General features: G+C 71.1%; 11 protein-coding genes. 5 read left to right on the forward strand and 6 right to left on the reverse strand.

Annotated elements, in window-relative coordinates:
* Window positions 1-10 precede the first annotated feature (10 nt).
* The 3 genes from QZV97_RS14370 to QZV97_RS14380 are packed head-to-tail and all read right to left on the reverse strand — an operon-like array spanning window position 11 to window position 4,498.
* Window positions 11-835, reverse strand: coding sequence for a proteasome-type protease (locus tag QZV97_RS14370; RefSeq protein WP_295643405.1), 825 nt, complete (start codon window positions 833-835; stop codon window positions 11-13).
* Entirely contained in the window at window positions 832-3,426 is a 2,595-nt protein-coding gene (gene mutS / locus QZV97_RS14375; RefSeq protein WP_295643406.1) for a DNA mismatch repair protein MutS, read from the reverse strand. Before mutS ends, QZV97_RS14370 begins: the two co-directional genes overlap by 4 nt.
* A gap of 43 nt (window positions 3,427-3,469) precedes the next feature.
* Window positions 3,470-4,498: an inositol monophosphatase family protein gene (locus QZV97_RS14380; protein WP_295643409.1), complete on the reverse strand. Its 1,029-nt coding sequence runs from the start codon at window positions 4,496-4,498 to the stop codon at window positions 3,470-3,472.
* Window positions 4,499-4,601: 103 nt separating this feature from the next.
* Here QZV97_RS14380 and QZV97_RS14385 point away from each other — a divergent pair, with 103 nt between their 5' ends.
* Complete coding sequence (locus tag QZV97_RS14385; RefSeq protein WP_295643413.1) at window positions 4,602-5,321, forward strand: RNA methyltransferase; 720 nt, start codon at window positions 4,602-4,604, stop codon at window positions 5,319-5,321.
* Window positions 5,322-5,480: 159 nt separating this feature from the next.
* A complete protein-coding gene (gene cysE, locus QZV97_RS14390; RefSeq protein ID WP_295643415.1) occupies window positions 5,481-6,257 on the forward strand; it encodes a serine O-acetyltransferase in 777 nt (258 codons plus the stop codon).
* A 6-nt stretch (window positions 6,258-6,263) separates the two neighbouring features.
* On the opposite strand, the gene QZV97_RS14395 is transcribed toward cysE, so the two are convergent.
* The 3 genes from QZV97_RS14395 to yjgA are packed head-to-tail and all read right to left on the reverse strand — an operon-like array spanning window position 6,264 to window position 7,937.
* Window positions 6,264-6,764, reverse strand: a complete 501-nt coding sequence (locus QZV97_RS14395; RefSeq protein ID WP_295643418.1) for a DinB family protein — start codon at window positions 6,762-6,764, stop codon at window positions 6,264-6,266.
* Window positions 6,761-7,360 carry a molybdopterin adenylyltransferase gene (gene mog / locus QZV97_RS14400; RefSeq protein WP_295643421.1) on the reverse strand — a complete coding sequence of 200 codons (600 nt, stop codon included), beginning with the start codon at window positions 7,358-7,360 and terminating at the stop codon, window positions 6,761-6,763. Before mog ends, QZV97_RS14395 begins: the two co-directional genes overlap by 4 nt.
* Window positions 7,353-7,937, reverse strand: a complete 585-nt coding sequence (yjgA, locus tag QZV97_RS14405; RefSeq protein WP_295643423.1) for a ribosome biogenesis factor YjgA — start codon at window positions 7,935-7,937, stop codon at window positions 7,353-7,355. The genes mog and yjgA overlap by 8 nt, the downstream gene beginning before the upstream one ends.
* 80 nt (window positions 7,938-8,017) lie before the next feature.
* Between yjgA and pmbA the strand changes: the two genes are divergently transcribed.
* The 3 genes from pmbA to dctP form a co-directional block, all read left to right on the forward strand.
* On the forward strand, window positions 8,018-9,385 hold the full coding sequence (gene pmbA, locus QZV97_RS14410) for a metalloprotease PmbA (RefSeq protein WP_295643425.1): 1,368 nt from the start codon (window positions 8,018-8,020) through the stop codon (window positions 9,383-9,385).
* 102 nt (window positions 9,386-9,487) lie between these two features.
* Window positions 9,488-10,570: a TRAP transporter substrate-binding protein gene (locus QZV97_RS14415; protein WP_295643427.1), complete on the forward strand. Its 1,083-nt coding sequence runs from the start codon at window positions 9,488-9,490 to the stop codon at window positions 10,568-10,570.
* 161 nt (window positions 10,571-10,731) lie between these two features.
* Window positions 10,732-11,620, forward strand: an 889-nt coding sequence (gene dctP, locus QZV97_RS14420) for a TRAP transporter substrate-binding protein DctP (RefSeq protein ID WP_295643430.1), incomplete at its 3' end; no start/stop codon positions are given.

The raw sequence follows: 11,620 nt of genomic DNA on the forward strand, positions 1-11,620 counted from the left end.
CGAGGCGAGGTCAGACGATCTTCTCGTTGGGATTGCTGATCTTGCGCATCGGCTCGCAGCGCTCGGCGCCGGTGCGCAGCGGATGCGTCGACGTCCCGCCGTCCCACTGCGGCGCCTCGATGCTCTCGAAGGCCTCGCGCAGCTTCTGGCCCCAGCTGCCGCGGATCATGCGGAAGTAGGGGTTCTGGTCGTCGATGCAGACCACGTGCTGGGTCTGGAACTGCCCGTTCTCGTAGACCAGCAGGTCCAGCGGCAGGCCGACCGAGAGGTTGGACTTCAGCGTCGAGTCCATCGACACCAGCACGCACTTGGCGGCCTCGTCCAGGCTGGTGGTGGGCGTGATGACGCGGTCGAGGATGGGCTTGCCGTACTTGCTCTCGCCGATCTGGAAATAGGGCGTCTCGCGCGTGGCCTCGATGAAGTTGCCGGCCGAGTAGACGAGGAAGAGCCGCATCGCCTCGCCCCGGATCTGGCCGCCGAAGATCATGGTCGCGTTGAAGTCGACGCCGGCGGCCTTGAGCGAGGGGCCGTCCTGCTCGTGGACGCGGCGCACCGCGCTGCCCAGCACGCGCACCGCGTCGAACATGCTGGTGGCGTTCCAGATGGTGATCGGCGGCTGGTCGCCGTTGTCGAGCTTCTCGACCTGCAGGATCTCGCGCACCGACTGGCTGATGCTCAGGTTGCCGGCCGACAGCAGCACCATGAAGCGATCGTCCGGCTTCTCGTAGACGATCATCTTGCGGAAGGTGCTGATCTGGTCCAGGCCCGCGTTGGTGCGCGAGTCCGACAGGAACACCAGGCCGGCGTTCAGGCGCACGCCGATGCAGTAGGTCATGTGGGTCTTTCGGTGAGAGCCTTGAGGCGGTACAGCGCCTCCAGCGCCTCCCGCGGCGTCAGCGTATCAGGCTCGATGGCCGCGAGCGCGCGTTCGGCCTCGCTGGGCTCGCGCGCCGGCGGCGCGGGCGGGGCGGCGAACAGGTCGATCTGCGCGCGGGCCGCCGCCTGCTGGGCCTCCAGCGCCTCGAGCGTGGCGCGCGCCTGGCGCAGCAGCGGCGCGGGCATGCCGGCCAGCCGTGCGACCTGCACGCCGTAGCTGCGGCTCGCGGGGCCGGGCTCGATCTCGTGCAGGAAGACGATGTCGTCGCCACCCTTGCCGTGCGCCTCGGTCGCACTGACGTGCACGTTGAGCGCGCGCGGATGCTTCTCGGGGAAGGCGGTCAGCTCGAAGTAGTGCGTCGCGAACAGCGTGAAGGCGCGGTTGCGGTCGTGCAGCTGGCTGGCGATCGCGCCGGCCAGCGCCAGGCCGTCGAAGGTCGAGGTGCCGCGGCCTATCTCGTCCATCAGCACCAGGCTCTGCTCGGTGGCTGCGTGCACGATGGCGGCGGCCTCGGTCATCTCGACCATGAAGGTCGACTGCGCGTTCGCCAGGTCGTCGGCCGCGCCGATGCGCGTGTGGATGGCGTCGATCGGCCCGAGCCGGCAGCTCGCCGCGGGAACAAAGGAGCCCATCGCCGCCAGCAGCGCGATCAGCGCCACCTGGCGCATGAAGGTCGACTTGCCGCCCATGTTGGGCCCGGTGATCACGAGCATGCGCCGGTTCGCGTCGAGCCGGCAGTCGTTGGCGATGAAGCTCGCGCCGGTCTCGGCCAGGCGCGCCTCGACGACCGGGTGGCGGCCGCGTTCGATCTCGATGCAGGGCCGGGCCACGAACTCGGGGCGGCACCAGTTCAGCATCGCGGCGCGCTCGGCCAGCGCGGCCAGCGCGTCCAGCGCCGCCAGCGCCCGCGCCAGCGCGCCGAGCGCAGTCAGGTGGGCCTGCAGCGCGTCCAGCACGCCGTCGTAGAGCAGCTTCTCGCGCGCCAGCGCGCGCTCCTGCGCCGACAGCGCCTTGTCCTCGAAGCTCTTGAGCTCGGGCGTGATGTAGCGCTCGGCGTTCTTCAGCGTCTGGCGGCGCTGGTAGTCGGCCGGCACCTTGGCCGTCTGGCCCTGCGTGACCTCGATGTAGAAGCCGTGCACGCGGTTGAACTGCACGCGCAGGTTGGGGATGCCGGTGCGCGTGCGTTCGCGCGCCTCCAGGTCCAGCAGGTAGGCGTCGCAGTTCTGCGCGATGCCGCGCAGCTCGTCGAGTGGCGCGTCGTAGCCCGCCGCGATGACGCCGCCCTCGCGCAGCAGCACGGCCGGCTCGTCGGCGATCGCGCGCTGCAGCAGCTCGCCGATGGCCGGCGGCGGCGCGAGCTCGCGCACCAGCGCCGCCAGCAGCGCGCTGCCGGCGGGCACGCAGTCGCGGAGGGCCGGCAGCAGCGCCAGCGTCGCGCGCAGACCCGTCAGTTCGCGCGGGCGCACCTGGCGCAGCGCGATGCGGGCGGTGATGCGCTCGACATCGCTGACGCCGCGCAGCGCCTCGCGCAGCGGCTCGCCGCCGCGCTCGAGCAGCGCGGCGATGGCTTCGTGGCGGGCGCCGGCCGTCGTGCGTTCGCGCGCGGGCCGCGTCAGCCAGTGGCGCAGCGCGCGGCTGCCCATGCCGGTGCGGCAGACGTCCAGCAGCGACAGCAGCGTCGGCGTGTCCTCGCCGCGCAGGGTCTGCGTCAGCTCGAGGTTGCGATGCGTCGCGGGCGGCAGGTCGAGCAACTCGCTCGCGCGCTCGACCGACAGCGAGCCGACGTGCGCGAGCGCCTGACCCTGCGTGTGCTCGGCAAAGCTCAGCAGCGCGGCGGCGGCGGCGTGCGCGACGGCCAGGTCCTGCGCGTTGAAGCCCGACAGGCTGGCGACGCGCAGCTGTTCGCACAGCTTGCGCTGGCCGAGCGCGGCGTCGAACTGCCAGGCCGGGCGCCGGGTCAGCGCGGCGCGCGTGGCGGACAGCGCGGCCGGCGGCGCGTCGCCGTCGAACAGCAGCTCGGCCGGGTTCAGGCGCGCCAGCCAGCCGGGCAGCTCGCGCTCGCTGCACTCGGTGAGGCCGAGCGTGCCGCCGCTCAGGTTGAGCCAGGCCAGGCCACAGGTGGCGCGATGCTGGCTGACGGCCAGCAGCAGGGTGTCGGCACGCTCGGCGAGCAGTTCGCTGTCGGTCACCGTGCCGGGCGTGACGACGCGCACCACCTTGCGCTCGACCGGCCCCTTGGCGGTTGCCACGTCGCCGACCTGCTCGGCGATCGCCACCGACTCGCCCAGCTTCACCAGCCGGGCCAGGTAGTTCTCCAGCGCGTGCACCGGCACGCCGGCCATCACCACCGGCTCGCCGGCGCTGGCGCCGCGCGAGGTGAGCGTGATGTCGAGCAGGCGATGGGCCTTGCGCGCGTCGTCGAAGAAGACCTCGTAGAAGTCGCCCATCCGGTAGAAGACCAGCGTCTCAGGATGCTCGGCCTTGATGCGCAGGTACTGCGCCATCATCGGCGTGTGGGCCGACAGGTCCGCAGCGGGCAGGGCGCTCATGCGCGAGGAGCGGCTGGGGTCGTGACGGGGGCGCGGCCGCGGCTCAGCGGCGCGGTCCGCCGGCGGGCTTGCCCTTCACCGGAGCGGCCGGCTTGCGCACGCGCACCGGCGGCTTCTTCGGGGCGGCGGGCGCAGCGACCGGCGCGGTCGCCTCCGCGGATGCCGCTGCGGAAGCGGTGGCGATGAAGGCTTCGGTGGCATCGGCCGGGGCGGCCACGGCCGTCGCGGTCGCCGCGGCGTGCGACGCCTTCGGCTCGTCGTCCTTGATGACCTTGGTGTACGGCGTCAGCAGGTTGACCAGCTGGCCGTAGATCTTGGGGTTGCCGGCGACGATCTCGCGCTGGTACAGGAAGTCGGACTCGCCGGTGAAGTTGCCGATCAGCCCGCCCGCCTCGGTCACCATCAGCGAGCCGGCCGCGATGTCCCAGGGGTTGAGGCCGGTCTCGAAGAAGCCGTCGTACCAGCCGGCCGCCACGTAGCACAGGTCCAGCGCCGCGGCGCCGGGGCGGCGCAGGCCGGCGCAGTGCTGCATCACCTCCTCGAACATCTTCAGGTAGCGCTTGAAGTTGTCGCCCTTGCGGAAGGGGAAGCCGGTGCCGATCAGCGACTCGAGCAGGCGCGTGCGCTTGCTGACGCGCAGGCGCTTGTCGTTGAGGAAGGCACCGCGGCCCTTGGACGCGTAGAACAGGTCGTTGCGCGCCGGGTCGTAGACGACCGCCTGCTGCACCTGGCCGCGGTGCGCCAGCGCGATCGACACCGCGTAGACCGGAAAGCCGTGGATGAAGTTGGTGGTGCCGTCCAGCGGATCGATGATCCACAGGTACTCGCTGTCCTTGGCGCCGCGGCTGCGGCCCGACTCCTCGGCCAGGATCGCGTGGCCCGGGTAGGCCTGCAGCAGCACGTCGATGACGGCGGCCTCGGCGGCCTGGTCCACCTCGGTGACGAAGTCGTTGTGCGACTTGGCGGTGACCGTGACCCGGTCGAGGTCCAGCGAGGCCCGGTTGATGATCGCCCCGGCCGCGCGTGCGGCCTTGATGGCGGTGTTGAGCATCGGGTTCAGCGACTGGGACATGGCGGGGGCCCGCGAGGGGCGGTGCAGGAGGTGGACTGGCGAGGGACAAAGAGCGGGCGCCGGAAGACCCGGCGCCGATAATTCAATTTTATCCGTGCGAGCGATGCCCCCCCACGACCCCACGCGCTTCGTCCTCGTCGGCACCAGCCATGCGGGCAATGTCGGCGCCGCCGCGCGGGCGATGAAGGTGATGGGCTTCGCCGACCTGGTGCTGGTGGCGCCACGCTTTCCCGACGTGCTGGTGCACGAGGAGGCCGTCGCGATGGCCAGCGGCGCGGCCGACATCCTGGTGCGCGCCCGCGTCGTCGCCACGCTGGCCGAGGCGCTGGACGGCGTGCACTTCGCCTGCGCCACCGCGATGACGCCGCGCGACTTCGGCCCGCCGACGCGCGCGCCGCGCGAGCTGCTGGCCGAGCTGGCGCCCGGTACGCAGCGCGTCGCCTTCGTCTTCGGCTCCGAGCGCTACGGTCTGGCCAACGAGGACGTCTACCGCTGCCATGCCTGCCTCAGCATCCCGACCCACCCCGACTACGGCTCGCTGAACCTCGCGCAGGCGGTGCAGCTGCTGGCCTACGACTGGCGCCAGGCGCTGGGCGGATTTCCGGTCGTGCCGCGCACGCCCGACCCGGCGCTGGCCGACGCCGCCGCGGTGCAAGGCCTGCTGGACCACTGGCAGCGCGCGCTGGTCCACATCGGCCACCTCGATCCGGCCGCACCGAAGAAGCTGCTGCCGCGCGTGAATCAGCTGCTCAATCGCGCCGCGCCGACGACCGAGGAAGTGCACTTGTTGCGGGGGATCGCCACTTCGATGCTGAAGCGCTGAAGTTCGAGCGGGCAGCGAAGCCGGCAGCGGCGCTGTGGCGCTCGTCGTCCCCGGCCCGCTCGATGCCGGCGCAGGAACGAGCACGAGAACCCCCGCCAGCCTCGGGGCCGACACCCCGCTGGCTACACTGGCTGGCGCCACACCTTGAAGAGCGACGACATGTTCAGCCGCCTGCGGGAAGACATCGCCACCATCCTCGAACGCGACCCGGCCGCACGCTCGGGCTTCGAGGTGCTGACCTGTTATCCCGGCCTGCATGCGCTGCTGCTGCACCGCTGGGCGCATGCCTGCTGGACGGGCGGCTTCAAGTGGATGGGCCGCTTCATCTCCAACGCGGCGCGCTGGCTGACCGGTGTCGAGATCCACCCCGGCGCCAGCATCGGCCGGCGCGTCTTCATCGACCACGGCATGGGTGTCGTGATCGGCGAGATGGCCGAGGTGCACGACGACTGCACGATCTACCAGGGCGTGACGCTCGGCGGCACCTCGCTGGTCAAGGGCGCCAAGCGCCACCCGACGCTGGAGCGCGGCGTGATCGTCGGCGCCAACGCCTGCGTGCTGGGCGGCTTCGTCGTCGGCGAGGGCGCGCGCGTCGGCTCGGGCGCGGTCGTCACCAAGCCGGTTCCGCCGGGCGCGACCGCGGTCGGCAACCCGGCTCGCATCGTCGCGGCCCAGGACGACGCGGCGCGCGAGGCGGCGGCGGCGAAGATGGGCTTCTCGGCCTACGGCGTGAGCCAGGGCGACGACCCGGTGGCGCAGGCGATGAAGGGCCTGATCGACAACGCCTCGGGCCACGAGCACCAGATCGCGATGCTGTGGGCCGCGGTGGAGAAGCTGTCGCAGCGCAGTGCCACGACCGACTGCGTGCCCGACGACGCGCAGAAGCAGGAAGCCTTCGACGCTGCCGGGCTGAGCCGCCTGGTCAAGCCGTCCTGACGACGCTCAGCCGGCGCCGCCGGCCGCGTCGCGCAGGAAGACCGGCAGGTCCATGACCGGCGGCCTGGCGCCGGCGGCGTAGAGCATCTCGGCGACGTAGCCGCGGTGGTAGGTCTTGTGGTTCACGACGTGCAGCAGGATGTCCTCGCGGCGCATCGTGCCCGGCTCGCCGCCGATGAACTCGAACGCCAGCACCTGCTGCAGCGCGGCGGCGTCCAGGGCGTCCGCGTGGGCGATGTACCAGGCGTCGAGCGCCTGCTGTCCGCGCCGCAGTTCGTCGAGCGGCGGTGGAACCTCGACCTGGCGCGCGTCGAAGCCGTGCGGCCGGCCCTGCAGGTGCGCCTGCCAGACAAGGTCGATGCGCTGCATGTGGGCCAGCGTGTGCAGCAGGCTGCGGCTGCCGGGCCGGGGCGCCGCCAGCAGGCCGGCTGGCTGCACCGCCAGCGCGTCGTAGAGCCGGGCGTCGGCCCAGGCCGTGTAGCGCAGCAGGCTGGAAGGGCCGCTCACCGCGCCGGCCGCTGCGCCGACTTCGGCCGGAAGGCCTTGCACACCTCGTCGTGGGTCTCGAGGTAGGGCCCGCCGATCAGGTCGATGCAGTAGGGCACCGCCGCGAAGATGCCGTGGGCGGGCGGCGTTGTGTCCGGCAGGCCCTGCAGCGTCTCGGCGATCGACTTCGGCTGGCCCGGCAGGTTGATGACGAGCGCCTGGCCGCGGATCACCGCCACCTGCCGCGACAGGATCGCGGTCGGCACGAAGCGCAGGCTGATCTGGCGCATCTGCTCGCCGAAGCCGGGCATCTCCCTGTCGGCGACCGCCAGCGTCGCCTCGGGCGTCACGTCGCGCGGCGCCGGGCCGGTGCCGCCGGTGGTCAGCACCAGATCGCAGCGCTCGGTGTCGACCAGCTCGACCAGCGCGGCGCTGATGCCGGTCTGCTCGTCGGGGATCAGTCGCGTGACCCAGGTGACCGGGTTCTTCAGCGCGCGCGACAGCCAGTCCTGCAGCGCCGGGATGCCCTGATCCTGGTAGACGCCGCTGGAGGCGCGGTCGCTGACCGACACCAGGCCGATGCGGACCGGGTCGTGGGCAGGGCGCGGTTCAGTCATTCGGTTCGTCCTCGTCCTCGCCCGGGCCGCCTGCCGGCCCGTTCAGCGCCGCACGCAGCAGCCGGAACAGCTCGCGGTGCGCGCGGCCCTGGCGCACGGCGGCGCCGGGCAGGCCGGCGCCGCCCGCGGCCGCGTCCTTGCGCGCGCTGCGCACCAGGCTGCGCAGCTGCTGCGCGTCGCCGTCCGGATGCTGCGCCAGCCAGCGCGTCAGCGCCGCGTCGTCGGCGATCAGTTCGGCGCGCCAGCGCTCGGCCTCGTGCAGCGCCAGCGCATCCTTGGCGTGGCCCAGCTGGAAGGCGGCGACCGCCTCGCGGATGGGCTCGGCATCGGCCTTGCGCATCAGCTTGCCCAGGTACTGCATCTGGCGGCGCCGACCCTCGAAGGACCTCGTGCGCTGCGCGGTTCGCACCGCCTCGCGCAGCGACTCGTCCAGGCCGATCGCGTCGATGCGGTCGTCGGGCAGGGTCATCAGCGCCTCGCCCAGCGCCTGCAGCTCGTGCATCGCCTTCTTCTGCGCGGTCTTGCTCGGCCGGTCGGCAGCAGCGTCGGTGTCGAGGGGATCGTCGTTCAGGGGCATGCGGGAGGTGGGCGGGTCGCTGGCTATCATGATAGTTCTGCGCTGCAAGCCCGCAGCGCTGTCCGCAGACCACGCCCGCCATGTCCCGCACCCCCGAAGGTTTTGCCCACAGCCGCGCCCAGTTCGAGCAGCTGATCGCCGACACGCTGGCCGTCTCGCGCCGGCTCGGGGCCAGCGACGCGGCCGCCGAGGTCAGCGAGGGCGCCGGCCTGTCGGTGTCGGTGCGCAAGGGCGAGATCGAGACCGTCGAGCGCAACCGCGACAAGTCGCTCGGCGTCACGGTCTACATCGGCCAGAAGCGCGGCAACGCCAGCACCTCGGACTTCTCGCGCACGGCGCTCGAGCAGACCGTGCGCGCCGCCTATGACATCGCCCGCTTCACCGCCGAGGACCCGGCCGCCGGCCTGCCCGACGAGCAGGACCTGGCGACGCCCGCCGAGGCGAAACGCCCGCTCGACCTCTACCACCCCTGGGCCATCGACGCCGACGCGGCGGTGCAGATCGCGCTGCGCTGCGAGGCCGCGGCCTTCGCGACCGACCGGCGCATCACCAACTCCGACGGCTGCGGCGTGTCGGTGCAGGCCTCGCACTTCGTCGCAGGCAACACGCGCGGCTTCGTCGGCGGCTACGCCAGCTCGCGCCATTCGCTGTCGGTGGCGCCGATCGCGTCGGTGCGCGGCGACATGCAGCGCGACTCCTGGTACTCGTCGATGCGCGACCCGGCCGAGCTGGCCGCGCCCGAGGCGGTCGGCCGCTACGCCGCCGAGCGGACGCTGGCGCGCCTGAAGGCGCGCAAGATCGCCACCTGCGAGGTGCCGGTGCTGTTCGAGTCGACGCTGGCGGCCGGCCTGCTGGGTGCCTACGTGCAGGCCACCAGCGGCGGCGCGCTGTACCGCAAGTCGACCTTCCTGGCCGACAGCCTGGGCACCCAGGTCTTCCCCTCGCACATCGACGTGAGCGAGGACCCCAACGTCCCCAAGGGCAAGGCCAGCGCGCCCTTCGACGACGAGGGCGTGCGCACGACCCCGCGCAAGGTCGTGGCCGGCGGCCGCGTCGAGGGCTACTTCCTGTCCAGCTACTCGGCCCGCAAGCTCGGGCTGCGCACCACCGGCCACGCCGGCGGTTCGCAGAACCTGCGCTTCACGAGCCGGCTCACCGCGCCCGGCGACGACCTCGACGCGATGCTGAAGAAGCTCGGCCGCGGCCTCTTCGTCACCGAGCTGATGGGGCAGGGCGTCAACTACGTGACCGGCGACTACTCGCGCGGCGCCGCCGGCTACTGGGTCGAGGGCGGTCGCATCGCCTACCCGGTGCACGAGATCACCATCGCCGGCAACCTGCGGACGATGCTCCAGGGCGTGGCCGCCGTCGGCGCCGACGCCTACACGCTGGGCGGCAAGACCATCGCGTCGGTGCTGATCGAACGCATGAAGATCGCCGGCCTCTGAGGCCGCCGCGTTGCGGACTCCCCTAGGTCCGCCGGCGCCGCGCGGCGCCGATACTCGACACACGCTGTCTCTCACTTCCAACGTCCAACGAGGAGATCCCTGATGCAACGTCGTTCCTTCGTCCGCTCGGCCGGCATCGCCGGTGTGCTTGCCGCCGGTGCCGCGCCGGCCATCGTCAACGCCCAGGCCAACATCCGCTGGCGCCTCGCGTCCAGCTTCCCGAAATCCCTCGACACCATCTTCGGCTCGGCCGAGGTCTTCGCCAAGAAGGTCGGCGACATGTCGGGCGGCAAGTTCCAGATCTCGGTGCACGCCGCCGGCGAGCTGGTGCCGGCCTTCGGCGTCGTCGACGCGGTGCAGAACGCCACCGTCGAGCTGGCCCACACGGCGCCCTACTACTTCTACGGCAAGGACCCGACCTTCTGCCTGGGCTGCGCGGTGCCCTTCGGCCTGAACTCGCGCCAGATGACGGCGTGGATGTACGAGGGCAACGGCCTCAAGCTGATGCGCGAGTTCTACGCCAAGTACAACATCGTCAGCTTCCCGGGCGGCAACACCGGCGCGCAGATGGGCGGCTGGTTCCGCAAGGAGATCAAGGGCGTCGCCGACCTGAAGGGCCTGAAGTTCCGCTGCAACCCCTTCGCCGGCAAGGTGCTCGAGCCCTTCGGCGTGGTGCCGCAGTCGCTGCCCGGCGGCGACATCTATCCGGCGCTCGAGAAGGGCACCATCGACGCCGCCGAATGGGTCGGTCCCTACGACGACCAGAAGCTCGGCTTCAACAAGGTCGCACCGAACTACTACTACCCCGGCTGGTGGGAAGGCGGCCCGCAGCTCGACTTCTTCATCAACACCAAGGCCTTCGAGGGCCTGACGCCCGACTACAAGGCGATGATCGAGGCCGCCGCCTCGCATGCCCACGTCGAGATGCAGGCCCGCTACGACTCGCGCAATCCGGTCGCGCTGAAGCAGCTGGTCGGCAGCGGCACCAAGCTCAAGCCCTTCCCGACCGACGTGCTGAACGCGGCCTTCAAGTCGGCCGAGCAGGTCTACGCCGACCTGTCGTCGAAGAACGCCGAGTGGAAGAAGGTGTGGGAGGACTACACCAAGTTCCGCGCTGACCAGAACGTCTGGTTCCGTTTCACCGAAGGCACGTTCGACCGCTTCATGCAGGCGCAGAAGCTCTGAGCCGCTTCGGCCCGGCCGGGAAGCCCCGCTGCGGCGGGGCTTTTTCATGCCTTGTCGACCGATGTCTCGGGGCTTCTCCGAAACGGGTAAACCCCGCTCGCCGCGTCGGCGGACGGGTTCCAGAATCGCGGCGCCTGTCCACAGCCGAAGGAGTCGATTCGATGGAACGTCGCCATTTCATGCGCTCGACCGGCATCGCCGGCGTGCTGGCCGCTGCTGCCGCGCCCGCGGTGGTCCATGCCCAGGCCAACGTCCGCTGGCGACTGGCGTCGAGCTTCCCGAAGTCGCTCGACACCATCTTCGGCGCCGCCGACAGCTTCGCGAAGAAGGTCGGCGAGATGTCGGGCGGGAAGTTCCAGATCTCGGTGCACGCCGCCGGCGAGCTGGTGCCGGCCTTCGGCGTCGTCGACGCGGTGCAGAGCGCCACCGTCGAGATGGCGCACACCGCGCCCTACTACTTCTTCGGCAAGAACGAGACCTTCGCGCTCGGCTGCGCCATCCCATTCGGCCTGAACTCGCGCCAGATGACGGCGTGGATGTACGAAGGCAACGGCCTCAAGCTGATGCGCGAGTTCTACGCCAAGTACAACATCATCAGCTTCCCGGGTGGCAACACCGGCGCGCAGATGGGCGGCTGGTTCCGCAAGGAGATCAAGTCGCTGGCCGACCTGAAGGGCCTAAAGTTCCGCATCGGCGGCTTCGGCGGCAAGGTCGCCGAGACACTGGGCGTCGTGCCGCAGAACATCCCCGGCGGCGACATCTACCCGGCGCTCGAGAAGGGCACCATCGACGCCGCCGAGTGGGTCGGTCCCTACGACGACCAGAAGCTCGGCTTCAACAAGGTCGCGCCTTTCTACTACTACCCCGGCTGGTGGGAAGGCGGTCCCGAGCTCGACTTCTTCGTCAACAACAAGGCTTTCGAAGGCCTGACGCCCGACTACAAGGCCATGGTCGAAGCGGCCGCGTCGCACGCGCACGCCGAGATGCAGGCCAAGTACGACGCCAAGAACCCGATCGCGCTGAAGCAGCTGGTCGGCGCCGGCACCAAGC

It is taken from the genome of uncultured Methylibium sp., from assembly GCF_902826655.1.
GTDB lineage: Bacteria > Pseudomonadota > Gammaproteobacteria > Burkholderiales > Burkholderiaceae_C > Methylibium.